Origin of the sequence: Mucilaginibacter rubeus (assembly GCF_003286415.2) — a bacterium.
Lineage (GTDB): Bacteria > Bacteroidota > Bacteroidia > Sphingobacteriales > Sphingobacteriaceae > Mucilaginibacter > Mucilaginibacter rubeus_A.
Genome location: NZ_CP043450.1, coordinates 3,091,930 through 3,116,337, shown reverse-complemented (window position 1 = coordinate 3,116,337; position 24,408 = coordinate 3,091,930). Strand labels below are relative to the sequence as shown.

General features: G+C 43.8%; 17 protein-coding genes. 14 read left to right on the top strand and 3 right to left on the bottom strand.

The features are described 5' to 3' along the window. Nucleotides 1-28 precede the first annotated feature (28 nt). Complete coding sequence (locus tag DEO27_RS12340) at nt 29-1,333, bottom strand: vanadium-dependent haloperoxidase (RefSeq protein WP_223818233.1); 1,305 nt, start codon at nt 1,331-1,333, stop codon at nt 29-31. 7 nt (nt 1,334-1,340) lie between these two features. Further along, nucleotides 1,341-4,610 (bottom strand): VCBS repeat-containing protein, encoded by a 3,270-nt coding sequence (locus DEO27_RS12335; protein WP_112565709.1) that lies wholly within the window; start codon nt 4,608-4,610, stop codon nt 1,341-1,343. Nucleotides 4,611-5,019: 409 nt separating this feature from the next. On the opposite strand from DEO27_RS12335, the gene DEO27_RS12330 reads away from it, so the two are divergent. From DEO27_RS12330 to DEO27_RS12310, 5 genes are all read left to right on the top strand, one after another. Continuing rightward, a complete protein-coding gene (locus DEO27_RS12330; protein ID WP_112565712.1) occupies nt 5,020-7,176 on the top strand; it encodes a GH92 family glycosyl hydrolase in 2,157 nt (718 codons plus the stop codon). Nucleotides 7,177-7,810: 634 nt separating this feature from the next. Further along, on the top strand, nt 7,811-8,611 hold the full coding sequence (locus tag DEO27_RS12325) for a polysaccharide deacetylase family protein (protein ID WP_112565718.1): 801 nt from the start codon (nt 7,811-7,813) through the stop codon (nt 8,609-8,611). Between the two features lie 9 nt (nt 8,612-8,620). Continuing rightward, nucleotides 8,621-9,964: an alkaline phosphatase family protein gene (locus DEO27_RS12320; RefSeq protein ID WP_112565721.1), complete on the top strand. Its 1,344-nt coding sequence runs from the start codon at nt 8,621-8,623 to the stop codon at nt 9,962-9,964. Further along, nucleotides 9,948-11,738, top strand: a complete 1,791-nt coding sequence (locus DEO27_RS12315; protein WP_112565724.1) for a cytochrome c peroxidase — start codon at nt 9,948-9,950, stop codon at nt 11,736-11,738. The genes DEO27_RS12320 and DEO27_RS12315 overlap by 17 nt, the downstream gene beginning before the upstream one ends. Nucleotides 11,739-11,804: 66 nt before the next feature. Next, on the top strand, nt 11,805-12,407 hold the full coding sequence (locus DEO27_RS12310) for an HAD family hydrolase (protein ID WP_112565727.1): 603 nt from the start codon (nt 11,805-11,807) through the stop codon (nt 12,405-12,407). 19 nt (nt 12,408-12,426) lie between these two features. On the opposite strand, the gene DEO27_RS12305 is transcribed toward DEO27_RS12310, so the two are convergent. After that, nucleotides 12,427-12,612, bottom strand: a complete 186-nt coding sequence (locus DEO27_RS12305) for a hypothetical protein (protein WP_112565730.1) — start codon at nt 12,610-12,612, stop codon at nt 12,427-12,429. Between the two features lie 51 nt (nt 12,613-12,663). Here DEO27_RS12305 and DEO27_RS12300 point away from each other — a divergent pair, with 51 nt between their 5' ends. From DEO27_RS12300 to DEO27_RS12260, 9 genes are all read left to right on the top strand, one after another. Beyond that, nucleotides 12,664-12,903 carry a hypothetical protein gene (locus DEO27_RS12300; protein WP_112565733.1) on the top strand — a complete coding sequence of 80 codons (240 nt, stop codon included), beginning with the start codon at nt 12,664-12,666 and terminating at the stop codon, nt 12,901-12,903. 1 nt (nt 12,904) lies between these two features. Beyond that, the gene (locus tag DEO27_RS12295; protein ID WP_112565735.1) at nt 12,905-13,597 is read left to right on the top strand and encodes a dihydrofolate reductase family protein; all 693 of its coding nucleotides are present in this window, start codon (nt 12,905-12,907) and stop codon (nt 13,595-13,597) included. A gap of 122 nt (nt 13,598-13,719) precedes the next feature. Further along, nucleotides 13,720-14,736 carry a LacI family DNA-binding transcriptional regulator gene (locus DEO27_RS12290; RefSeq protein WP_112565739.1) on the top strand — a complete coding sequence of 339 codons (1,017 nt, stop codon included), beginning with the start codon at nt 13,720-13,722 and terminating at the stop codon, nt 14,734-14,736. A 189-nt stretch (nt 14,737-14,925) separates the two neighbouring features. Next, the gene (locus DEO27_RS12285; protein WP_112565742.1) at nt 14,926-18,003 is read left to right on the top strand and encodes a SusC/RagA family TonB-linked outer membrane protein; all 3,078 of its coding nucleotides are present in this window, start codon (nt 14,926-14,928) and stop codon (nt 18,001-18,003) included. 17 nt (nt 18,004-18,020) lie between these two features. After that, a complete protein-coding gene (locus tag DEO27_RS12280) occupies nt 18,021-19,736 on the top strand; it encodes a RagB/SusD family nutrient uptake outer membrane protein (RefSeq protein WP_112565746.1) in 1,716 nt (571 codons plus the stop codon). A 12-nt stretch (nt 19,737-19,748) separates the two neighbouring features. After that, nucleotides 19,749-21,122 carry a sugar porter family MFS transporter gene (locus tag DEO27_RS12275; RefSeq protein ID WP_112565749.1) on the top strand — a complete coding sequence of 458 codons (1,374 nt, stop codon included), beginning with the start codon at nt 19,749-19,751 and terminating at the stop codon, nt 21,120-21,122. 30 nt (nt 21,123-21,152) lie between these two features. Beyond that, nucleotides 21,153-22,628 (top strand): family 43 glycosylhydrolase, encoded by a 1,476-nt coding sequence (locus DEO27_RS12270; protein WP_112565753.1) that lies wholly within the window; start codon nt 21,153-21,155, stop codon nt 22,626-22,628. 6 nt (nt 22,629-22,634) lie between these two features. After that, nucleotides 22,635-23,606, top strand: a complete 972-nt coding sequence (locus tag DEO27_RS12265; RefSeq protein ID WP_112565756.1) for an ROK family protein — start codon at nt 22,635-22,637, stop codon at nt 23,604-23,606. Between the two features lie 226 nt (nt 23,607-23,832). Next, nucleotides 23,833-24,366, top strand: a complete 534-nt coding sequence (locus tag DEO27_RS12260; protein ID WP_146749944.1) for an N-acetyltransferase — start codon at nt 23,833-23,835, stop codon at nt 24,364-24,366. Nucleotides 24,367-24,408: the final 42 nt, after the last annotated feature.

Sequence of the window (24,408 nt, the reverse complement as noted above, 5' to 3'; positions counted from 1 at the left end):
TTTACACATATTTATTTCATGCCCCTTTTTATTTTAACTTGTCAAGCACCCTGTTACCTACCTTATTTCCCTGGATAATGCCGTTATCAATAGCATCCATAAAGTGGATGCCGCCCCAAAACCTGGATATAGCTGCCTCTTTAGCTGCCTGAGTAAAGGAGCTAAAATGTCTTGGCGGTATGCCATAACCGATCTCGACATTATCGGTATACTTAAAATTATCACCAAAATAGTGTGTAAGGATCACTGCCGATGCCGATGAAACTACCGAATGGCCGCTAATGTACTCAGGAAACGGAGGTGTTTGTAGTAAAGGTTTCCAATGCGGATCGATGTATTGGCGAATAGCTGTTTCCGGGCGGATGCGGTTAGTACGGTATTTATCATCCCAGCAGCAAATAAACGCGTCTGTCAAGCCTATGGCAACAACGGTATTTACTTCAATAGCTTTTGAAAAGCTTGCTTTGGTTTGTTTGCAGGCAATGTTGGTAATGCCCATCCAATGCGCTCCCGGCGAGATTTTTTTGAGGCCGATAAGCATGTGGCCGTCATTTTGAACGGCGAATGGGTTACAATCCCAGAAGTTGGCAATGTCTTTTTCCTCTTGCTTTAAGCCATCGCCACTTTTAGCGTAGCTTAACTGTAAAAACTTATAAAAAGTTGAGTTTTTATCTGTAGAAAAAGGAATAGGAGGATCGGGCACAAATTGCGCCGCCGAATCGAGCGTAAATGGACGTACCGTATTAAAATAAGGTTCAACAGGCAGCATATAGGCAGGAGGGGTGAGGTCCCAGCTGCCGGGCGTATGCTTAAGTTTATAACGCGGGTAGTTGTTTATCTTCCGGTACCCATCGGCTTTAGCATAAGCCAGGATCTTTTTGCTGATGAATTTGGCATAGCTTTTTGAACTGTCGATCATTTCATCGCTAAAGCCAATTTTGCGGCACGAGTCCAAAAAGGCACCTTCGTTTTTAATCATTAAACTACCTGACGGCTGAAGTTTTCCGGCTGTTTCATACATAGCCAGTATCGCGCTTAACTGGCTGTTATAGCCCGAAATTTGTTTGGGTGCAGCGATAGCAGGATAGTCATTCAGGATACCGTGCATGCTTTTAACCTGCTTGTCGTTTTGTGATAAAACTTCATAACCCGCTAAACAGGTGTACGCAAAAAAGCGTGATGCTAAAGGCGGATTGGTAACGTCATGGATCATTACATCGGCCATTTGACCAATCACCTTGCTAACATCACCGTTCCCTAATGGTTGAGGCGGTGTTTTATGGCAGCCTGTTATAAATAAACCAAGCAATGCTATAGATAGATATTTTTTCATGATTTGATTACTGTGGTTTATAAGCTTTCAGTTTGCCCTTATCCATACTGAACAGCAGTACATCATTTAATGGCAGCACGCCCCTTACATCGCCTTTTAAGCTAAAGCCGGATTGCTGCTGGTTAACATAACTATAACCACCTTTTCCATCACCCTTAAGCAATACGCCATAATTGGCATCGTACTTACCAAAACGAATGCGGGCATGGTTCATATTACCGCAAAGTAACAGGTCGTTTTTGCCGTCATGGTCATAGTCAAGCGTAGTTATGGTATAAACCGGGCTGTATTGAGCCTGGATTGGCAATGCAGCTTCATGCAGTTTGCCCTGCCCGTTGCTTACAAAAAGGGTAGTAGCAAGATGATTGGCGCTCAGTTTTTTTACGCCCTGCAATTCTTCCGGGGTAAATATTTTATCCACCGTAGCGTCGGCATAGCTTTTATAATCGGGGAAACGGGTACGCATCATGCTCATTTGGTCGAGCATTTCATCGCGGGTTACGTAAGGATAACTCGTGTGCTGAATGTAAAAGCAAAGAATAGGGTCAACCGAGCCATTGTCATCAAAGTCTTTGTATAATAATTCCGCCGGCTCGGTGTCACTGGCTTTGCATTGGGTGTTTAGCCCGAGGTTTCCCGCAACAATATCCGGATGACCGTCATGGTTTACATCACTTACCTGGATGCAGTTCCACCAGCCGGTATATTTTTTATCAAAGTATTTTGTGGTGGCATCAGTAAGTTTGCCGTTGCTGTTTTCAAAAACAGTTAATGGCATCCATTCGCCGGCGACTATTAAATCGGGCTTTTTATCGCCATTCATATCAACCCAGGCAGCATCGGTTACCATGCCTATGTTTTTCAGCGTAGGACTATAAGAAGCAGTTTGATTACTGAATTTCCCTTTGCCATCGTTTATTAAAATATAGCTTTCGGGTGTTTCCGGATATTGCCCCGGAATTACCCTGCCACCTACAAAAAGATCAGCAAAGCCATCGCCATTGATATCAGCCACTTTTACGCAGCTTTTGCTGCTTGCCATTTTGGGCAGAGCGTCTTTAGCTTTCGTGAAGTTTCCTTTGCCATCGTTAAGGTATAGCCTGTCCTGCAATAAAGCATCGTCAGGTTTATAGTCGGCATATCCGCCCGAGCAAACATACAAGTCGGGTTTGCCGTCATTATTCGCGTCGAAGAACACAACGGCGGCATCGGTACTTTTCTTATCGATTTCAAAAGCAGCCGTTGTCTTGGCTATAAATTTGCCATCCTTCTGCTGCAAGTATAAAACTCCTGCTTTGTCGTCATGCCCGCCAACATACACATCCTCCAAGCCGTCGCCATTTACATCGGCTTTGGCCAAAACGGAGCCGGAGAATGAAATAGAGTTAATCAGCAGCGGTTGCCGTTTAAAATCATTGGTGGTATTATCGCTTTCGACAGATGCTATAGGCGATGGGATTTCTTTAAACAGCAGTTTTACAGGTTGAGATGCTGGATTGGTACCTTTAGCATCTTGCTCGTTCAACGTGATCTGTTTATCGGCTTTTACATTGGTAAGCAGTTGTGAGCCGCCGCGCTGCCAGGTAATCCTTAATGAATCTATCTGTTTATCCTTGCCCAAACCAAAATGCAATACAGGAGATACGCTCGACTGGAAACCACGTGTCGGCATTTGCTCAAGGTACTGCCGTTTGCCGCCATTGTATATGGAAACTTTAGCACCAATACCTTGTGTGTTACCGCCTGCACCTTTCAGGCTGATAGCTAAATAGTGGTTGCTGTTTTGTTTGGCTGCCTGGTTTTCATAAACAAAGGCAGGTTGATTGATATTGTTCACTACCAGGTCAAGATCACCATCATTATCCAGATCCACGTAGGCGGCACCATTACTGTTTGATGGCAGCGTTATTCCCCATTGCTGGCTGATATTTGTAAAAGTAGTATTGCCGTTATTTTTAAACAGGTAGCTTTTAACCTGCGATGACGGCATTTGGTTTACAATATTTAACAGGTCTTGACGCATAACGCGCCTGTCTTTCAGGTTATCGCCCATAAACTTTAAAAAGTCCATGTTGGTATAATCACGTGTGTAGCCGTTGCTTACAAACAGGTCTTTCCAGCCATCGTTGTCATAATCGGCAAAGAGTGGCGACCAGCTCCAGTCGGTATTGGAAACACCAGCCAACTGACCAACCTCGCTGAAGGTATTATCACCGTTGTTGATCTGCATCATGTTGCGCATGTACTGGTAATAAAAGCCAACCCGCAGGTTTAAGTCGAACGCTTCATAGTTGTCAATACCGAACAGCAGTTTTTGGCGCTTGTTATCTTCAGGCAGCATGTCCAGCGTGTAAATATCCGGTTTGCCATCGTTGTTGATATCGGTAACGTCATTACCCATCGAGTAAAATGAAGTATGCCCGATCTGCTTCTGTAATTCATCGGTAAACGCGCCCCTGGTATTGTTGATATACAACCTGTCGGGTACGCTGTAATCATTGGATACATAAATATCCGGCCATCCATCGCCGTTGATGTCGGCAATGCCAGCAGCCAGACCGTAGGATAAAGGATTATTGATAATCCCGGCGTTAGTAGTGATATCCGTAAAACGGTTATTGTCATTTCTTAAAAGGCGAATCCCCGATTCGGCATCCCTTTTAGCAGATACATCCTTAACATAAATATCATCGATGATACTGATCCGCGCCGGGTTATGGTTAACCAGTAACAAGTCCAGGTCGCCGTCGCGGTCGTAATCAAAAAAGTAGGCTTGCGTACTGAATGATGGGAAATCAAGGCCATAATCGGCAGTCATGTCTTTAAATATGGGATTGCCATTGGCATCGTTACCCTGGTTTATAAATAGCTGGTTAATTCGTTTTTCGGCCCTTACTTTTCCCGAATAGCAAAGGTATAGGTCGAGCTTGCCATCGCCGTTAACATCGGCCATGGTTACTCCTGTTTTCCACGGACCGGGGCGACCAGCCACACCGGCTTCGGCAGTAATATCCTTGAACTGCATGTGGCCCTGGTTCAGGTATAGTTTATTATCGGTCATGTTGCCGGTAAAATAAACATCGGGTAAGCCGTCGCCATTCAAGTCGCCGGTGGCAACACCGCCGCCATTATAAAAATACTCATACATCAACACGTTGGTATTAAGGCCCTCGGTTAAAGTATTGGCAAAGTCAATGTGCGTTTGCTCCTGCGGGAGCAGTTTAAACAGTGGTTGGGTAGAATCGGTGCCAGGCTCATGGCTACATCCGGCGGACATTACAAGGGTACACAATCCCCCAAATATTAAAAAAGTTCTGTTTTTTTGCTTTTTAAGAGATAGAGAGCGCCGGAATATCTTCATTTTGGTTTAACTATGGTTACGGCAATTGGGGGCCGTTAAATTTGTTGTCAAGATAACAATTATTCGGAGTTTTATATAGGCTGGGAGATTAGTTCTGAAATACTTTTAAGAGATTCATTTAATCTTCACGCTTGGCGCTCTTCAAGAAGAATTGCGCGCTATTGTACATTAATTAAAACTAAGGTTATTTAGTTTTTGAAGAGGGCTTATAAGCAATCGCCGATCAATTTTATAAAAAAAGGATGACAGATAAATAAATATGTATAATTTGGCGATGTCCTAAATCAATTTAGCAACTCAATTAAAACGCTAATTAAACCTATCAATGAATAAACCAATTAAAATCCTGTTCAGTTTAACGTTATTAATTATTTCCAAAGCAAACACGGTAAATGCCCAAACCCAACCGGTGTATACTAAGTATGTAAATACTTTTATAGGTACCGCACCGCTCAATGATCCTAAAATTCTGGGTTATGAATTGCCCAAAGGATGGCGGTCATGGGCCGGGCTTACTTTTCCGGGCAGCTCATTGCCTAATGCTATGGTCCAATTAAGTCCTATGACTGCCTATGGCTCTGGGGCGGGTTATCAGTATGAGGACTCGGTTATTTATGGCTTTACGCATACCAATAAAGGGCATTGGAATTTGTGTAATATTCCTATTCTGCCAGTATCAAATCCGCAGGGAAACAAATTCGGCTCAAGGTTTTCGCATAAAAAAGAAAGCTCGGCACCGGGGTTTTACCAGGTATATCTTGAAGATTACCAGGTAAATGTGAGCCTGACCTCGACCCTAAGGAGCGGTTACCATAAATATGAGTTTAAGAATAACATCAACAGGCAAATTCTTTTTGATCTGGGCAAAGCCAACAGCAGGGTATCAACCTGGCGTATAGAACAGGTAGGCCCGAACGCCGTACAAGGTTTTCAGGGCGGCGAAAACGTTTATTTTTATGCCGAACTAAACACCAAAATAAACAAATTAGAAAAAACCGAGGAAGGGCAACGTAGCGGATATGCGATGCTGTATTTAGCTGATGGAGGTTCAACCCCTGTTGAACTTAAAATCGGGCTCTCATTTGTAAGCGAGAAAAACGCTAAAGAGAACCTGGAGAAAGAGATAGGCAGTAAAAGCTTTGATGCTATTCGTAATGAGGCGACACAGACCTGGGAAAAGCTCTTGGCTAACATACAAGTTAAAGGCGGAACCGAGAAACAAAAACGCATGTTTTATTCCTGCCTGTACCGTTCTTTTTTGTGGCCTGCATTACGCAGCGACGTAAACGGCGAGTTTACCGATGCCAAAAGAAACGTAGTGAAAACAGGGGCGAGGTACTATACAGAACCATCGTTATGGGATACTTACCGGAATAAAGATGTGCTGCTTGGGTTGATCTCGCCTGATGTAACGCTTGATGTTATTAAATCATTAAAGGATGTTGGCGATAAAACCGGTTTCATCCCTACGTTTTTCCACGGTGATCACGGTGCTTCGTCCATCGCGGGAGCTTACCTGAGGAGAATTGATAATTTTGATGTTGAAGGCACTTATAAATTGTTGCTAAGAAACGCCAATGTTGAAGGCGGTGCGCGTCCGTACATTACTGAATATATTCAGAAAGGTTATATCTCTGATCCGGATATTGCCAAACCCGAGGTGGAAACCAAAGCCAAAGCAGGAGTTTCAAAAACACTGGAATACTCATACGATGATTATTCGGTAGCACAGATAGCCAAAAAATTAGGTGATACCGCTAATTACCGCATTTTGATGGCGCGTTCAAAAAACTATAAAAACATGTTTGACCCATCTACACGGTTTATGCGGGGTAGGTTGGAAAACGGTGAATGGATCAGGAACTTTGACCCTCAGCATCCGTATTATGAATACATGTACCGCGAAGCTAATGCCTGGCAGGTATCGTTCTTCGCGCCGCATGATATGCCCGGTCTGATCAAACTTTACGGCGGGCCAAAAGGATTCGAATCAAAGCTTGATTCGTTATTTACCCTGCCATGGAACCCTAATTATATTGCCCGAAACGTAGAAACTATGATAGGTCAGTATTGCCAGGGTAACCAACCCGATCATGAGGCGCCGTTCGCTTATATTTTTATTAATAAGCCGGCAAAATCCCAAAAAATACTCGATCATATTTTGAACAACCTTTATGGCATTGGCGACGAAGGACTGGAACTCAGCGGGATGGACGATGCCGGTGAAATGTCGTCGTGGTATGTTTTCAGCGCATTGGGTTTATATCCGTTTTCGGCAACCGATCCAAAATATATTGTCACCGCCCCGTTGTTTGATGAAGTGAAATGGACTACCAGCAACGGCAAAACTTTAACTATCAGCAAACCGGGAAAAGGCAGGGCTGTTACCTCGGTAAAAGTAAACGGAAAGGTTAATAACGGATATTTTGTATCGCATGATTTGTTTAAAACAGGCGGTAAAATATCAATAGCTACAAACTAAAAAAACGACTTTTCAAGGCCATAGCCCCGTTATTGTATTTGGTAACGAGATTGTGGCCTTGAAAAGTTAATAGTGCCTGATTTTACCGGAGAACTGTTTTTGATTTGTCGGCAACATGCCTTAATATTGTGCGTTCTTTCATGAACATCAATCTAAATGAGCAGGAAAACGGTAAATATCTTGATATTGAGTATCGGAGTGCTCATGCTTCTGATCCGGCCTTATCTGGTTTACCAACTAACAGGTTATGAAAACAAAGGCAAGAATCCTGTTAAAACCATCCTGCTACAACGACTGATTAAGAAGAAGGATGATCACTATGAGCATTCTGAAAACTCAGCGGTCGAAATCCAAACCAGGAAGATTAATTTTAAAGTCCCGGTAAAGCCGGTTCCATTTTTGCGTCTCCGCAACTTAGTATCAGCTTCTTATTTTAATTCAAACATCTCCGTTAACAGAGCGCAGTTTACATTGCTCGTTAGGCCAGGAAAATATCTTTTAAATTTCTTATCCTGTTTTCGTATCTGATTATTAGCTTATGATTATTGCCTGCTTATCAGATTGTACATGTTGTGGCGATACCACAGCAATGCTTTTTCTGTTTGCAAAAAATTGATTTTTAAAAGCTTACTACATGAAAACAATATTTTTTACTTTTCTTTTTCTTGCTACGCTTGCAATTGCACATGCACAGCAATCAATAACATGGCCGGATGGCAAAAAGGCAACCATCATCCTTACTTATGATGATGCTTTGCCCTCGCAATTGAAAAATGCTGTACCTGAACTTAAAAAAGAGAAATTGACAGCTACTTTCTTCCTGACAAGTGATATCGACAGTACGTCGATACCCCAATGGCGAAACCTTGCTAAAAAGGGCTATGAGTTGGGTAACCACACTGTGTTTCACCCTTGCGCAGGAACGGATGACAACCCTGTTCCTTCTGATCATTATACCGCTTACCAGATCATTCGGGAGATTGAGGTAATGGACAGGTTTTTATACGCTGTAGACGGAAAAACCAAACGGACATTCGCCTATCCATGTGCCGAAACTATTGCGGGTGGGAAGGATTATGTAGATTCTCTGCGGAAGTATACTTTGGTTAAATATGCCCGGGACGGTGGCGACTCAACAGCTTTTATAACTGATTTTAATCATCTTGATCCTTTTCGCGTACCTTCTTATGGATTAGAAGGTGGCGAGACCGGGGCTCAGCTTATTGCTTTTGTAAAAAAAGTGCAGCAAAGCGGTGGTTTGGGTATAATAATGATTCATGGCGTAGGCGGCGATTATATCACCATCTCTGCCGAAGCCCATAATGAGCTTATCAGGTACCTGAAAGCTAACCGGAAAGAGATCTGGATCCCGACTTTTCAGCAGGGTATGGATTACGTGAACAAACAAATTCCTTTAAAAGCACAAAAACTATAATAACAAACTATGAAAAATTTAAACAGGAGATACTTTTTTATTCCGGCTGCTGCTTTAACCCTTGCTACATGCCTGAGCGTTTCGGCTTTTCGTGACCCGGAGGCACCCGGCATTAACAAGGTACAGCATGTGGTAGTTATTTATATGGAAAACCACAGCTTTGATAACCTTTGGGGGCAATTTAAAGGAGCGGACGGCCTTACATCTGCAAATAAGGAAAACATTATCCAGATAGATGCCGAAGGTAAACCTTATAACACCTTGCCACCGGTGCCGAGGAGCAGCGCTTTCCCTACAAACCTGCCAAATACTTATTTTAATATCGACCAATATGTAGCTGCCGATCAGGCTACACCCGATGTTACGCATGCTTTTTACCAGGAGCAAATGCAAATAAACGGCGGTAAGATGGACAAGTTCGCGTTATATAATTATACCAAAGGTTTAACCATGGGATATTATACTACTGCTAAACTACCGTTGTATGAACTGGCGACTAAGTATACGCTTTGCGATCACTTTTTTCACAGCGCTTTTGGCGGGTCATTTCTTAACCATCAATGGCTGATCGCGGCTGCTTCACCAGAGTTTCCTAACGCCCCGGAAAATATCAAAGCGCAACTGGATGCGTCCGGAAAAATGATTAAAGACGGATCGGTAACACCGGATGGCTATGCCGTTAATACTTCTAATTCTGTAAACCTGCATCCAAAAGGTGCCAATCCTGCAACTCTGATTCCTAATCAAAATGGCCCGACCATTGGTGATCGTCTTACCGATAAGGGAATTTCCTGGGCCTGGTATTCAGGAGGTTGGAATGATGCTGTAGCAGGTAAAGCCGACCCGACTTTTGCCTTTCATCATCAGCCATTTGCATATTTTACCAAATATGCGGAAGGCACAGAAGAAAGAAAAAAACACCTGAGAGATGAAACCGAGTTTTTGGAAGCAGCAAAAAAAGGTACCTTGCCCGCAGTATCTTTTGTTAAACCGATAGGGCTTGAGAATGAGCATCCTGGTGCTTCTACAGTTACTGCCGGTGAAAGCCATGCCGTTAAGTTAATTAACGCGGTACTGAACGGGCCAAATGCTAAAGACGTGGTTATAATCCTCACTTACGATGAAAATGGCGGTTTCTGGGACCACGTTGCACCACCGAAGATCGACAAATGGGGCCCAGGCACACGCATCCCCGCATTGATCATCTCGCCATTCGCGAAAAAAGGATTTGTTGATCATACTAATTACGAAACGGTAAGCATTATGGCGTTTATAGAAAAAAGATGGGGGCTGAAACCGCTTAATAGCCGCGATCAGCATGCCGATCCCTTAAGCCATGCGTTCAACTTTTAAGGTTATTTCAGCAGGCCTCCTGGCTATCATCGGGTTTGGCCTGCTGAGTTTTCATAATACCCCGGCGTCCACATCCGAAAATGTACGTGAAAAACTGGTACTGCAGGCTGATAGTTTTTTGACAGCGGTGCACGGTTTGCAGTCGGCGGCAACGAGGGGCAACAAAGAGGTGTTGCAGCAGCGGTTTAAAGATGTGCGATTGGCCTATAAACGGATGGAGTGGGCTACAGAATATTTTGATCCACTTACCTCGCGGCAGGTTAACGGGCCTCCGGTACCCGAAACCGAGCTTAGCGGCCTGGTTATTCAGCCGGAGGGTTTGCAGGTCATAGAGCAGTTTTTGTTTCCTCATTTTAACCCTGCCTCACGGAAGCAGCTTAACGCTTCGTTAAGTAAACTCAAGACTAACGCCGAAGCTTATCGTGATTATTTTATGCACGCCGATTTGCAGGACTGGCAGATCATGGACGCGCTCAAACTCGAGGTTTTTAGGATAGAGACATTAGGGTTGAATGATTTTGATGATCCCCTCGTTCATCAGTGTTTTGCAGAATCAGCGGCTGCGCTTAAAAGTGTTGGGGTTGTTACGAGGTACTACGTACAGGATAATAACGATCCGTTGCATGAACTTTTCGATCAGGCTATAGGCTATCTTTCCAGACCTGTTGTTTTTGATCGTTTTGACCGGGCTGCATTTCTCACCCTTTATGCAAATCCCTTAACAAAGGCTTTAACCCATTTACATCAACAGTTAAACTTGCCCGATGTCCGTTACAACCGTTTGTTGAATCAGGATGCGGAAACCTTATTTGATACCAAAGCTTTTAATCGCAATGCTTATATCGCCGCCCCGGAGGATTCTGTTACCGAAAAAAAGATAGCATTGGGTAAAAAGCTATTTTTTGATCCCCGGCTGTCCGGTACTTTAACCCGCAGTTGCGCCAGCTGCCATCAGCCAGGTAAAGCTTTTAGTGATGGTATGGTTAAAAATCTGGATATCATGGGTAAAAAAACAATCTTCCGCAATACACCAACATTGATCAACGCGGCGTTACAGCCTGCTCAGTTTTACGATCTTCGGGCGGCTTCGCTGGAAGAACAGATTGTTGATGTAATAGGTAATCGCGATGAAATGCATGGCGACATTAAACTCTCGACCAAAAAGCTGTGGCAGGACAAATATTACACCGGGCTTTTTAATGACGCTTTCCCGATAAAAGACAGAACAGCTATCGATACGGGAGAAGTGATGAATGCTTTGGCAAGCTATATCCGAAGCCTCACCGCATTGAATAGCCGGTTTGACGCTTATATGCAAGGCGATCCGAAAATACTTACTCAAACGGAAATCAACGGTTTTAATATTTTTATGGGCAAGGCGCGTTGCTCAACATGTCATTACATGCCTTTGTTTAACAGTACGCTTCCGCCAAGATATGTACAGATGGAGGCCGAAGTGATTGGGGTGCCGAAAATGAAAAATCGTAAAATCATTGATCCGGATCCCGGGTTATTTGGCATTCAACCATTAGACTTTAACCGGCATGCGTTTAAAGTGACAACCGTACGTAATTCCAGTAGGACTGCGCCGTATATGCACAACGGCGTTTATAAGACACTGGAGGAAGTAATTGATTTTTACAATGAAGGCGGAGGTGCGGGAATGGGATTGAAAGTGCCAAACCAAACACTTTCTGCCGATAAACTTCGCCTCACAGCTAAGGAAAAAAAGGAGTTGATTGCTTTTATTAAAGCACTGGACAGCCATAATTAAATTATCCGCGATTTTAATGACCGCTTCGTTATTTTATTTAATTGCTGTCGGGCTATATTTGCCGCCATGGAAATTTCAAAGCTTGAGCAATTAACCAATCTGAGTAAAGGATATAAAGCTTATTTATACGATTGTGACGGCACACTGGCCGATAATATGGGTGCGCACAAGGAAACTTACATCAAAGTAGCAGCAAATAAAGGGCACGTTATTGAAGGAGATATTATAGATGAACTGGCAGGATGGCCGGTGGTCAATGTTATTGAGGAGATAAACAAAAAATACGGGACAGACTTTGACCCGCTGGAGTTTAAGGAGTTGAAATATAAATTGTTTCTGGACGAATATATAGCGCATACTTTACCCATAGCCCATGTGGTAGACCATCTGCGGGCGCATGCGGGGAAAGTAAAGATCGGCGTGGTATCCGGAAGCGGCAGGGTTGCGGTAGAAAAGACGCTGGAAGTGCTTGGGATAGCATCGCTTGTTGAAGTCATGGTCTGTGCCGGTGAAACCGAGCATGGAAAACCTTTTCCAGACCCTTTTTTGAAAGCGGCGAAATTGCTTGAGGTTAATCCGGAAGATTGCCTTGTATTTGAAGATGGCGAAGCGGGAACCATAGCTGCTACATCGGCCGGTATGAACTGGGTCCGTATCGACCACTTATAGAACAAGACAAATTCAGGTTTTATTCTCCTTTGGTTTTTTCTTCTTTTTTGAAATGGGCCCGCGCTTGTTTCAGACCGGTTGCGATAGCTTCGCCTTCGTTGCCGGTTGTTTTTAGCACTTCGTTTGCAATTTCGGTTGCTTTGTCCCTTATTTTTTTAGGTTGATTTTTGTATGATGGCGGGTAGTCGCCGTTAAGCCATGGCATAATTCCTCCTTTTTTATGCTAACAATTTGCCGCAGGTTTTGTTAACCCATTATGAAAAATCCATTTAAAAAAGAAGATAATACAGGGCTTATTGTAGCCATAGCAGCTGGCGCGTTGGTGGCCGGTACATTAGCTTATTTATTTTTAACCGAAAGCGGGGGAGAGGTGGTCCGGTCTATTAAGCATAAACTAAAAGATGAGGCGAAAGATCTGGCTTCGGATGTTGTTAGTGCTAAGACTGGTATAAAGAAAAAGAAAATAAAAAAAGTAGCCGATCATATCGTTAAATAACATGCCTCCGAAATCAAAATTACCTTACGTTGTTTGCCACATGATGAGTTCGGTTGATGGCAAAATATTGACCAAGAACTGGGCGGATACCAAAACAGGTAAAGGTTCAACGGGTTTGTATGAAAAGGTTCATAAGAAATATGACAGCCAGGCCTGGATGTGCGGCAGGGTAACCATGGAGCGAGACTTTTCAGATGGCCTGTACACTCACCATGGTGAGCAAACAAATGAAACTACCGACTTTGTAGCCGATGCTAAAGCCAAATCGTTTGCTATCGCGATAGATGCTAAAGGCAAGTTGGCCTGGAAAGAAAACAACATCGACGGCGATCATTTAATCGAGGTACTTACGGCCCAGGTTTCACAAGGCTATGTTGATTATTTGCGTGACCGTGGAATATCATATGTTATCGCGGGCGACAAGGAAGTTGATCTTGCATTGGCTTTAAAGAAGTTGACAAGCCTGTTCCCGATAAAAACAATAATGCTGGAAGGTGGCGGAAATTTAAACGGCGCTATGATGAAAGCAGGATTGGTTGATGAATTAAGTTTGCTGCTTTTGCCACTGGCCGATGGAACAACTGCAACCAGCGTGTTTGAAGACGGGGCCGTTACCGAAATGAAGTTAAAAAAGGTAAAAGAACTGCCCGGCGGTGTGCTTTGGCTAAACTACAAGATAAGGAAAGCTAAATGAACAGGTTTTGATCTGGCATCTAATTTTGGATAAAATTTGCAGATTTATTTGCTTTAATCGTTTAAAGCGTTAGATTTGTTTTCATATTCCAATTTAACCGAAATCTGTAGCCTTTCAACACCGTGAAAAAAGTTGTCCTAAAAGATATTGCGCAACACGTTGGTGTATCCACCGCGCTGGTTTCGTATGTGCTTAACGGGCAGGCAGAGGAAAAGCAGGTGAGCAAGGAAAACGCGGAGAAGATCAAATTAGCCGCTATTGAATTAAACTACCAACCCAATCAGGTGGCCAAAAGTCTCCGCATCCGGAAAACCCATACCATTGGCTTAGTGGTGGCCGATATAAATTACCGCTTTAGTACCGGGATTACCCGGGCTATAGAGGCGGAGGCCAAGCGCCTCAACTTTACTGTGATTTTTGGCAGCACCAACGAAAACCGGGAGAAATTTACCGAACTGACCAATGTGCTGGTAAACCGGCAGGTAGATGGCCTTATCCTTGTGCCGGGCGGAGACTCGCAGGAGCAAATCCTGCATCTGCAAAATTCAGGGATCCCATTTGTGCTGATTGACCGTTATTTCCCTGAGATAGATACAAACTACGTTGCTTTAGATAATTACAAGGCTGCGTATGACGCGGTATCCTATTTGGTTGCTTCTGGCCATAAAAGGATCAGCTTTATCAATCTAAAAACAAACATGTTCCATTTGCAGGAGCGTGATAGGGGGTATTTAGATGCGCTGAAAGACCATCACCTTGAAAGCCACCCCGAATGGTTGATCCATGTTAAGGGCGACGATTTATCAAAGGAAATAGAACCAGTTCTTAAACCATTATTAAATTCTGCCAATAAGCCTGACGCCATTTTTCTGGCAACAGATCGTTTAGCTATCGAAGCTTTAAAGCGGTTAAACGCGCTGGGGGTAAAGGTGCCGGGTGATGTATCTGTACTGAGCTTTGACGAATCGGACGCGTTTGATTTGTTTTACTGCCCGGTTACACACGGAAGGCAACCATTGGAAGAAATGGGGGAGGCCGCGGTAAAGACTTTGGTAAACCTGATCAATAACCAAAAGATAAAGAAAAAACTGACATTCCAGGCGGGGTTTGTCCCGGGAAAATCATGCCGTGAAACATAGAATTTTTTTTTGCCCCTTTACTTTAATCGATTAAAGTAAAGTTTAAACCAGATAATCAATTTTAAAATTAAACAGTACAATTATATGAACCATTTTAAAATCCATTACTTTAATCGATTAAAGTGCAATTCTTCTTGATTAAAACTTTCAAAAAGAGCTTATCAAACCAACATTAAAACCAAACGAATTATGAAAAAAATTTTAACAATCATGTTCATGCTCTGTTACGTGGCCCTGTACGGTCAGCAAAAAGTAGTAACAGGCACGGTGACCGAAAAAGAGCGGGGGACACCGCTTGCCGGCGTTACCGTAAAATCGGCCATAGCAAGTACCATTACGGATGTTAACGGAAAATTTAGCCTTAACGCCACCGTAAACGGTAATATCACTTTCTCTTTTGTAGGGATGCAAACGTTTACCTACACCGTTAAAGCGGCTAACGAACCGGTGCTTATAGCCCTTGAATATCAGTCGGGCAACCTTGACGAAGTAGTTGTAACCGGTTATCAAAGCCAGAAAAAGGCCGATCTGACAGGCGCTGTATCCGTAGTAAAAATGACCGATATTAAGGATATTCCGCAAGGTAATGCTACCAAAGCCTTACAGGGCCGGGTACCCGGCGTGTACATCACCACCAACGGTTCGCCCGAAGGTGGTGCAACTGTCCGCATCCGCGGTATCGGCACCCTGAATAACAACGATCCATTGTATGTTATCGACGGCGTACCAACCACCCGTGGGTTGGAAGAAATTAACCAGGCGGATATTGAATCATTACAGGTATTGAAAGACGCTTCATCAGCAACCATTTACGGTTCGAGGGCAGCTAATGGTGTTATCATCGTAACCACAAAACGAGGTAAAAAAGGTATCAGTCGTATTGATGTAAACGCTTCATCATCATTGCAGTACTACAATTCAAAGCTTAAAGTATTGAATACCCAACAGCACGGCGAGGCTTATTTTAAGGCATCGGTTAATGACGGTACCGATCCTAATAATAACCAGATCTACCAGTTTGACTGGAACAAGGATTTTAATAACCCGGTGTTGAATAAAATAATCCTGCCTGAATTTATAGATGGCGCCAAAACTATGAAACCTGCCGATACGAGGTGGTTTGACGAAATTGGTCAAACCTCATTATTGCAGAATTATAATGTTTCTGTTAGCAATGGCGGCGAAAAAGGGAATAGTTTTCTTTCTGTTGGCTATTACGACAACAAGGGTATAGTTAAAGAAACCCATACCCGCAAGGCCACCATCAGGCTAAATACTGATTATAATTTCTTCAATGGTCGTTTAAAAATTGGCGAAAACCTCAATGTTTCTTTCATTAACGACAGGCTTATTGATGTAAATAGTGTTTTGTTTACAGCGCTGGTTCAAAATCCGATTGTGCCGGTTTATACCGTTACCGGCGGATGGGGTGGCCCGGCTGCAGGTATGACCGACCGCCAGAACCCGGTACGTTTAATTATGGATAACAAGCAGAACCAAAGTTATTTTGGTCGCATTACCGGCAACGTGTTTGCCGATTTAACTGTTATCCCGGGTTTACACCTGAAAACCACCTACGGGGTTGATTATGATGGTCTTTATGAGCGAACCTTGCGCAAATCATACATTTCGGGTTTTTTGGTTGATCCTTCTAACCTTGTGGCTAACTCGCAAAATTTTGACGGTAACCTCATCTGGCAAAACACTTTAACTTATGATCTTAACCTGAAAAAACACCAGATCAATGTGCTGGCTGGCCAGGAATCTATCCACTACATGAACCAAAACTTTTTTGGCAGCAGGCAGGGCTACGCGTTAGAAGATATTAATTACGCGTATCTCGATGCCGGTTCATCAAATATCCTTAACGGTGGCAATGGCGGTGCTTATTCCCTGTTGTCGTTCTTTGGCAAGGTGAACTATACTTTCGATAACAAGTACCTGGCATCGGTTACTGTCCGCCGCGATGGTTCTTCAAGGTTCGGTGCCAATAACCGGTATGGAACATTCCCTTCAGCAACCGTTGCCTGGAGGCTGAGCCAGGAGGATTTTATTAAACAGATTCCCGCTATTTCCGATTTGAAATTACGCTATGGTTACGGACGTACTGGTAATCAAACCATAGGTAACTATGCTACCAACTCTTTATATGCGGCTATCTACGGTACAGATCCTACTTTTACTGCAGACAGGGGAACCGCTTATGATATAACCGGTGCCGGTACGGGTACGCTTCCTTCAGGCTTCGTTAAAATTCAGGAAGGTAACAATTCCCTGAAATGGGAGGGTACCAGGGAGTCGAACTTCGGTATCGACTTTGGATTGTTTAACCAAAAGCTTTCCGGCTCGGTTGATTATTTCATCAAGAAAACCTCTGATATCCTTATTACCCCAGGTTATCTGGCAGTTATTGGCGAGGGCGGTACAACTACCTTTAATGGCGCATCTATGCAAAATAAAGGTATCGAGGCTTTGCTTACCTATGATGGGCAAATTAACAAAGACCTGAATTTCACCGTGAGCGGTAATATCGCCACTTTCCGGAACAAGGTTACCTATATCCCTTCTGAAGTAATTACTGCCTATCCGGGCAATGGTACAACGCAAACCATCATCGGCCATTCCATCAACTCTATCTACGGCTATGTTGCCGATGGCTTATTTACCTCACAGGAACAAGTAACCAATTCTGCCGCGCAACCGGGTAAGGGTATTGGCCGGATCAGGTATAAAGACCTGAATGGCGATGGTGTAATTGATAACAAGGATATGGACTACATATCTAACGGTAACCCCAATTTTACCTATGGTCTGAACTTGAACCTGTCGTACAAAAACTTTGATCTTGCGCTGTTTTTCCAGGGAGTACAAGGCATAAGTGTCTACAACTCTTACAAAAATTATACAGACTTTACCTCAATTTGGCCGGGCACCAACTGGGGCACCAGAACATTAAACGCATGGTCGCCAACAAACACCGGTTCAACTATACCGGCGTTGACTTTGGTTGACAGGAACAATGAGGCCAGAACATCTACCTATTACCTGGAAAACGGCTCGTACATGAAGCTGCGTAATGCGCAGATTGGTTATAACCTGAAAGACGCGCTACGGAAAATTAAAGTTCAGCGGGCGAGGATTTACATACAGGCAAATAACCTGTTCACGGTGAAAAGTAAATCATTTACAGCTACCGATCCTGAAAACCCGTCGGGCGCTTATCCAATCCCAACAATTACATCCATTGGCCTCGACCTGTCATTTTAACCCTAAATTTTAATGAGATGAAAAAAAAATTATTACTGATAATTTGCCTGATAGGAACGCTGGTTTCCTGTAAAAAGGCGCTTGATGAGCAGCCGCAGGGCGTTATAGCCAGCGATCAGCTGAACACGCCGGTGAACATCGAAAAAATGGTTGTTGCCGCTTATGCATCTTTAGGCAACGAAAACCTGCACACTTCCAACAGCTTATGGCCCTGGGGCAGTATGCGCAGCGGCGACGCTTATAAAGGTGGCGATGGTGTTGGCGACAACAGCGAATGGAACGATTATGAAACTTTTGTAACCAACCAAAATACCAATGGCCTTACCGACCAGATGTGGGCGCAGATCTACAATAACATTGCCCGGGCAAACAACGCCTTATTACGTCTTGATAATGTTGCCGGAGCCGACTTTCCACTAAAAACAAGCAGGCAGGGCGAGATGAAGTTTTTGAGGGGTAACTATTATTTTATGGCGAAAATATTGTGGAACCTGGTGCCATACATAGATGAAAATGTACCAACATCAGACTATATCAAAATCTCGAACACGACGCTGTCAAGCGATCAGCTATGGGATAAGATTGCCGCTGATTTTAGGAGCGCAGCAAATGTTTTGCCGGCTAAACAGGCAGATGCGGGCAGGCCTAACAAATACACCGCTTTGGCCTACCTGGCCAAAACCCTGCTTTATCAGGCCTATAAACAGGATGATAATCACAACATGACCGGTATTGACCAGGCTAAGCTAAACCAGGTGGTAAGCTTGTGCGATAGCGTGATCAACTTTAGCGGCTACGCCTTGGCTCCTGATTTTGGCGATAACTTTTTAGAAGCAACTGAAAACGGCCCCGAATCGGTATTTGCTATTCAGTATTCTAAAAACGATGGTACGCAGTTTGGCCGTATTGATATGGGGCATTCACTTACCTACCCGATGAACCCGGAGTATGGTTGCTGCTGGCAACACATCCCCAGCCAGGATTTGGTGAACAATTTTAAAACGGACGCGAACGGTTTGCCTTTGTTCAGCGGTTATAATAACACAGACGCCACCAAGGTTGCCGATTTTTTGAATCAAACCTTCGACCCAAGGCTGGATCATACCGTGGGTATTCCCGGTCACCCGTTTAAATATGTGCCTACTTTTGTATACCAAACTTCCTGGGCGCGTGCACCTGCTATTTACGGTTTTTTTACCAGTATGAAGGATGATGCCGCGGCTAACGACCCATCATTTCAAAAGATCCCACCGTTTATGTCAAGCTCAAAAAACTGGGAGCTGATCCGTTTTGCCGATGTGCTGCTTTGGAAAGCCGAAGCGCTAATTGAGCTGAACAGGCCAAATGAAGCGTTGCCGCTCATCAACATGGTAAGGCAACGAGGAGGCAATAGTACAGCGAGGTTAAAACAGGCCGATGGCAGTTTTATTTCCAACTATAAAGTGGGTGTATATCAGCCAGGTGTAAACTGTATCTGGACGCAGGATTACGCGCGCCAGGCTTTACGCCGCGAACGCAGGTTGGAGTTTGCTATGGAAGGTAACCGTTTCTTTGATTTGGTAAGATGGGGGATTGCCGATACTTACCTGAATAGTTATTTTGCAAGTGAGTCAACCAAGCGTACTTACCTGAAAACTGCTAAATTTACGAAGGGGCGCGATGAGTATTTACCTATTCCGCTCAACCAGATCAATTATAGCAAGGGCTTGTACAAACAAAACCCTGGATTCTAAAAACAAACAAATATGAAGTTAAAACCTAATGTGCTGCTCATCGCAGTTATTGCAGCTACCGGTGGCCTTTTATTCGGCTTTGATACCGGCGTTATTTCAGGGGCCTTACCATTTCTGAAACAGTATTGGCAGCTTAGTGATGCCAGTATTGAATGGATTACCACCACAGTGCTTGTTGGGGCGGTTATTGGCGCTTTAACAAGCGGAAAACTATCCGATATCATCGGCCGCAAAAAAATGATCATTATTAATGCGGTCATTTTCACTGTTGGTGCCCTGGGATGCGCTTACGCGGCTAATGTAACTATGTTGATGATCATGCGCGTTATTATTGGTTTTGCCATTGGTATCACCTCATACGTGGTACCAATGTATATTTCAGAGATCTCGCCTGCAAGGGTTAGGGGAGCGCTGGTAACATTAAATCAATTGATGATCACTTTAGGGATCCTGCTTTCGTATATCACCGATTATTGGTTATCCAACGATACCAACAATGAAAGCTGGCGCTGGATGTTCTTGGTTGGCTTTGTGCCGGCGGCTATCCTGCTTTTAGGCATGTTCTTTTTACCCGAAACCCCGCGTTGGCTTATCAGCAAAAATCGCTGGGACGAAGGGAAGAAAATCATCCTGAAACTGGAAGATCCTGATATGGTGGAGAGCACCCTGGCTGGTCTTCAGGAAGAGATCGCTATATCAGCAAAACACAAAGTTTCATCTGCTGAGATCCTGAAACCATGGCTCCGCGCGCCGTTGATTATCACCGTGGGTATTTTCTTTTTTCAACAGTTTTCGGGGGTTAATACTATTATCTATTATTCGCCAATCATCTTTAAAATAGCTGGGATAGTGAGCAATACGGCCAGTATCGTTCCTGCTATCATCATAGGCGGGGTAAATGTATTGGCCTGTCTGCTATCGGTATTCCTACTTGATAAAGTGGGGCGGCGCAAGTTGTATTTTATTGGTATTTGGGGTATGATCCCTTCATTAGCCTTGTTGGGTGCATGCTTTCATTTCAAAGAGGCGCTTGGCTCAAGCCTGCCGGTATTCGCGGTTTTAAGCATTGTTTGCTATATTATTTTTATAGCTATCAGTCTTGCTCCATTGGGTTGGCTCCTTATTTCTGAAGTATTCCCGCTTAGTGTTCGCGGCGTGGGTATGAGCATTGGTTCATTGGCTCATTGGGGTTTTAACGCTATCATAGCTTTTACGTTCCTTAAACTGGTTGATAACCTGGGTATCGATTATACTTTCTGGAGTTATGCCATTATCTGCGTTATTGGAGCCGTTTGGGGATACTATTACATCCCGGAAACCAAAGGGAAATCGCTGGAAGCTATTGAAAACCACTGGCGCAACGGCGATGCGCCAAAAGATATCTGATCTATTTACATATTACTTATCTAACACTATATGAAAAAAATAACACTTGCCTGCTTACTATCTGTCATGGCATTTATGGCTAAAGCCCAATTGGGCGTCAAGTATGATCCAACCGTCCAGTCGACAAAAAGTATGCAATACTTTAAACCTAAAGGGAACCTTTTTGTGGGCGATTGCATTCCTTTTTCGAAAGATGGAACCTACTATTACTACTGGTTGCTGGATTCGGCACATCATAAAAGCCTGAACGGGCTGGGCGGGCACCAATGGGCCCTGAGCAAATCAACCGATTTGAAACACTGGGAGCAATTTCCGTTAGTGCTTAAAATTGATGAACCCTGGGAAAAGTCCATCTGTACAGGGTCGGTAGTTTATCACAAAGGTAAATATTACGCATTTTACGCTACCCGTTTGCTTAACGATGGTAAAGTGAACGAGCAGTTGAGTTATGCCATCAGCAATGATGGTGTGAATTTTGAAAAGCAAAAGCCTAATCCTTTTTATACATCGGCGCCAGGCTACAGTAAACGGGATTTCAGGGACCCTAAGGTTTTTGTAGATGAGAAAACCGGCGAGTTTCATTTGTTTGTATCCAGTTGGCAGGAAAACCCGGTAATGAAAAACAATGGTGGCGCTTTGGTGCACCTTTCATCAAAAGACCTGAAAAACTGGACGGTTCATGAGCCAATCCTAACCGGGCAACCATCTACTCCCGAATGTCCTGACTATTTCTTTTGGAAAGGCTGGTATTACCTGGTTTACAGCGACGGCAGTAATACATCATACGTAAAATCAAAAAATCCTTATGGCCCATGGGAAGCTCCACGTTACCAGGCTTTGAATGAGGATTGGTCGAACGTGGTTAAAACCGCTGAGTTTAAAAACGGACGAAGAATAGCTGCGGCGTGGGTACCCAACAGATCTGAAAGCAAAGATGATAACCATGAAATTTTTGGTGGCAACTCCTTGTTCCGGGAAGTTTTTCAGGAAACTGACGGGACATTAGATACCAGCTTCCCGCAGGAGATGATCCCCGAAACCGGCGACAAACTAAATGTGAAAATCGCGACCGATCTGCAGGCTTCAGCAATTGGTGATGATGGCGTAGCTATTAATTCGCCGGGTGGTGTTGGAACCGCTCATATTGAAGGCGTACCACTTAATTCCCGCATCACTTTAGAGGTTGAGCCAACCGGAGCTAATGAGGAATTCGGACTTTACCTGCGCTCAGGCGAAGGGGCAACCGGCGGTTACAGGCTTAATTTTTCGGCAAGTAGTAAAACAGTAAGGTTAGGCAATACCGTGATAGAGGGCGTTGATGGTCTGGATAAACCATTTAAATTAGATATTGTGATGAAAGACGGTATCATAGATGTTGATGTTAACCACAAACGTACTATTGTTAACCGTACTTATGAGCAGAACGGCAGTTTTGCCTGGTTTTACGCTAAGCATGGTAAAGTGAATTTTAAATCGATCACGGTAAGCCCACTTAAAGAAAATTAAAAATATATGCTGTTAGGATTTGACATTGGAGGCACAAAATGCGCGGTAATATTAGGTAAAGTTGCTGCCGATGGCGAGATCGATATTGTGGGCAAACAGGCAATGCCTACAAATAAGCCGGTTTATGAAATGATTGAACTGCTGTTTACTACAGCAGAAGAATTATTATTACAACACAGCGTGCAGAAAGAGCAACTGGAGGGGATTGGTATAAGTTGCGGTGGTCCTTTAAGCAGTAAAAAAGGCCTCATCCTTTCCCCGCCCAATTTGATTGGCTGGGATGAGGTACCTATTGTAAAGATGACCGAAGAAAGGTTTGGGATAAAAACTTTGCTGCAAAATGATGCCAACGCCTGCGCGGTTGCCGAGTGGAAGTACGGGGCAGGCAAAGGCATAGATAATCTTATCTTTTTAACCTTCGGAACCGGCATGGGCGCGGGCTTTATTCTTGACGGACGGTTGTATTCCGGGCCATCTGATCTGGCCGGTGAGGTGGGGCATATGCGCCTTGCGGATATGGGGCCTGTTGGTTTTGGTAAGGCCGGCTCGTTTGAGGGCTATTGCAGCGGCGGTGGTATAGCCCAGTTAGGGCAGATCAAAGCCCGGGAAAAGCTGCAGGTAGGAGAGCCGGTGAGCTTTTGTAAAAGTATTGACGACTTGCCGAGCATTACTGCCAAATCTATTGCCGATGCCGCTTTCAATGGTGATCCTGTAGCGATAGAAGTATATAGAATCTGCGCGGAGTATCTTGGTCGCGGGCTTGCTTTATTGATAGATATTCTGAACCCGGAGATGATCATCCTGGGCAGCATTTACGGTCGGGCCCACAAACTGCTTGAACCAGTTATGCTTGAGGTGATCAACAGAGAGGCTTATAAAGATTCGGTAGGTGCCTGCAGGATTGTTCCGGCGGGCCTGTCCGAAAATATTGGTGATATTGCCGCGCTGTCATTGGCGCTGATCAGTAAGGGTTTATAACCTGTCACAATTCGCTTCGTTCTTTATAATTATATTAATTGGTTAATGTATTTGATGAATCCGGTAAACCCGCCAGGCGACGGCAGCCGGGTTCATATTTTTAATCTTACTTCAATCGCCCGATCCATCCAATTAAAAGTGCCATAAATACGCTAAAAAATACCGTAAGCAGTATTGGGTAACTGATAGATTTGATCTGTTCATAATTTTATAACAGATAATCAAATTGGAAATTGAAATGCCGGATAAAATAGTAACAAAATTCACTATTGGAAATAGAGACGGATTTGACGCGCTGTTGTTTATCAGTACAGCCATAGCCAAAGAAAAGTTTGCCGGGAAGATTGATGATCAGGGGCTTCAGGTTTATATCAACAGAAACTTCAATGAGAGCGAACTGTTGAAAGAACTGAATAGCTTATCTAATCAATATTTGATTGTTTATGTGAACGACAAGCCAGTCGGTTATGCCAAAGTAACATCCAAAGGTACCCGTCCCACTATTTTTGAGGGCAAAACTTTAGCCCGCATAGCGGATTTTGGGGTATTGGAGAAACATAGCGACCCTTTAATACGGAAAGCATTATTCGAAAAATGCCTTGCCATATCAACTGCTCAGCAAGCGGTTTGGATAAGTGAATATGAAAATAGTCCCTACTTGGATTTCTTCGAAAGCTATGGATTTAAACGAAGTACGGACATCATTGCTCCACAAGAACTTCCGCTCCCGCCTGTTTATCTCGTTAAAGAGAAAATTTGATGTAGCCTCCATATTTTATATCGGGAATGCTTAAGATTATCA

Coding starts and splice junctions, on each gene's coding strand:
- DEO27_RS12340 (WP_223818233.1), bottom strand. CDS start 1,333: ATGAAAAAATATCTATCTATAGCATTGCTTGGTTTATTTATAACAGGC.
- DEO27_RS12335 (WP_112565709.1), bottom strand. CDS start 4,610: ATGTCCGCCGGATGTAGCCATGAGCCTGGCACCGATTCTACCCAACCA.
- DEO27_RS12330 (WP_112565712.1), top strand. CDS start 5,020: ATGAATAAACCAATTAAAATCCTGTTCAGTTTAACGTTATTAATTATT.
- DEO27_RS12325 (WP_112565718.1), top strand. CDS start 7,811: ATGAAAACAATATTTTTTACTTTTCTTTTTCTTGCTACGCTTGCAATT.
- DEO27_RS12320 (WP_112565721.1), top strand. CDS start 8,621: ATGAAAAATTTAAACAGGAGATACTTTTTTATTCCGGCTGCTGCTTTA.
- DEO27_RS12315 (WP_112565724.1), top strand. CDS start 9,948: ATGCGTTCAACTTTTAAGGTTATTTCAGCAGGCCTCCTGGCTATCATC.
- DEO27_RS12310 (WP_112565727.1), top strand. CDS start 11,805: ATGGAAATTTCAAAGCTTGAGCAATTAACCAATCTGAGTAAAGGATAT.
- DEO27_RS12305 (WP_112565730.1), bottom strand. CDS start 12,612: ATGCCATGGCTTAACGGCGACTACCCGCCATCATACAAAAATCAACCT.
- DEO27_RS12300 (WP_112565733.1), top strand. CDS start 12,664: ATGAAAAATCCATTTAAAAAAGAAGATAATACAGGGCTTATTGTAGCC.
- DEO27_RS12295 (WP_112565735.1), top strand. CDS start 12,905: ATGCCTCCGAAATCAAAATTACCTTACGTTGTTTGCCACATGATGAGT.
- DEO27_RS12285 (WP_112565742.1), top strand. CDS start 14,926: ATGAAAAAAATTTTAACAATCATGTTCATGCTCTGTTACGTGGCCCTG.
- DEO27_RS12280 (WP_112565746.1), top strand. CDS start 18,021: ATGAAAAAAAAATTATTACTGATAATTTGCCTGATAGGAACGCTGGTT.
- DEO27_RS12275 (WP_112565749.1), top strand. CDS start 19,749: ATGAAGTTAAAACCTAATGTGCTGCTCATCGCAGTTATTGCAGCTACC.
- DEO27_RS12270 (WP_112565753.1), top strand. CDS start 21,153: ATGAAAAAAATAACACTTGCCTGCTTACTATCTGTCATGGCATTTATG.
- DEO27_RS12265 (WP_112565756.1), top strand. CDS start 22,635: ATGCTGTTAGGATTTGACATTGGAGGCACAAAATGCGCGGTAATATTA.